Origin of the sequence: Rufibacter ruber (assembly GCF_014138425.1) — a bacterium.
Taxonomy (GTDB): Bacteria; Bacteroidota; Bacteroidia; order Cytophagales; family Hymenobacteraceae; genus Nibribacter; species Nibribacter ruber_C.
On the sequence record NZ_JACJIQ010000048.1, the window covers coordinates 1 to 1,274 of the forward strand.

Annotated in this window: 1 protein-coding gene; it reads right to left on the reverse strand. The window is 66.9% G+C overall.

The genetic code is table 11. From position 1 onward, the window contains the following. Positions 1–16 precede the first annotated feature (16 nt). On the reverse strand, positions 17–1,213 hold the full coding sequence (locus tag FHS90_RS22555; RefSeq protein ID WP_066839881.1) for a transposase: 1,197 nt from the start codon (positions 1,211–1,213) through the stop codon (positions 17–19). Positions 1,214–1,274 lie beyond the last annotated feature (61 nt).

The window sequence follows — 1,274 nt, forward strand, 5'->3', positions numbered from 1 at the left end:
CAATACTTCGGACAGTTTATGCTGCGATTCTGCCGAAGTTAAGGACACAGTCTGTTTTGTCCTTGTTATTTAAGTGGCTTTTGTCAAAACCGAACACGGAGAAAACCCTCTCGAGCATTGTGCGGTTGTGGTGGAGGGTCTTCACGTCGGCCATGGAGAAGGGCTGGCCAGGCTTTGCGTATGCGAGCTTGGCCAGGCTGACGGCGGTGAGCGAGGCGTTGAGGTGGAAGTCCAGGCGCTCCTTTGCGCGGGCCTGGCAGTGGGCAAGTCCCGCGTGCTGCTTGGCGTCCCGGAAGAGGAACTCTACCTGGAAGCGCAGGCGGTAGTAGGCTACGATCTTCTCGGCCGCCAGCCCCAGGTCCGTGGAGTAGAGCACCTTCACCTCCCTGGCCTCCCCGTCTCCGCCCAGGCGGTGCACCAGGGCCAGGCGCACCTTCCGGCCCAGGGCCATGCTCCAGACCACGCCGGTGAACAGGCGGGTGCCCTTCTCCGCGCCGGCCACCTCCTCCAGGCCCGAGGGCCGGCGCACGTCCACCCTTCCGGCGTACTTGCGGGGCCTACCCACCGGCTTCTGCTCCCCTTGGTAGGCGTGGCGCAGTTCGGCGTCCACCCGCATGAGCCCCACCAGGTGCAGGCCCGCCGAGCGGACGGCGTCGGCGAAGCCCTTCTTGTAGAAGAAGCCGTCCACGGCCAGGTGGAGGGCCAGTTCCCGGAGCTCGGCGGCCCGGTGGGTGACCACCCAGGCGTAGTGCTCCATGCGCCCGCCCCCGGGCGGGGTCTGCGCCGCCAGAAGGTGGTAGGCCGTGTGCGCGGCCACGTCCGCCACGGCCAGGCCCGCGGCCTCAAGCCCGTGCTGGACCGCCCCGGAGCAGCCGCTCCAGAAGCGGTCCAGCCCGTAGGTCCCCTGCCCGCTCTTGGCCAGGAACGAGGGGTCAAGGATCAGCACCCGCTCCGCGCCGGCCGATCCGCCGGCAAGGCCCAGGTTCAGGCCCAGCCAGTCGAAGGGCAGGGTGAAGTGCCGCCGGAAGGTGCGCTCGCACCAGGGGCCCAGGCGCGCCAGCTGCAGGAAGTTCAGCCTGCCCCGCAGCGACAACACGAGCAGAAGCACCTGCGTAATGAAACGGGAGCGCCGCCGGCCCAGGCCGGGCATCTTGGAGAGAGCGCAGGAAACGAGCCCCTCGGGGCCGGGGGCGGAAGCCGTAGTAGTTTTCACACACCGCTAACAGTGCTTCTGCCCTTTTTTATCCTTCTACCTTAAAATGTCCGAAGTATTG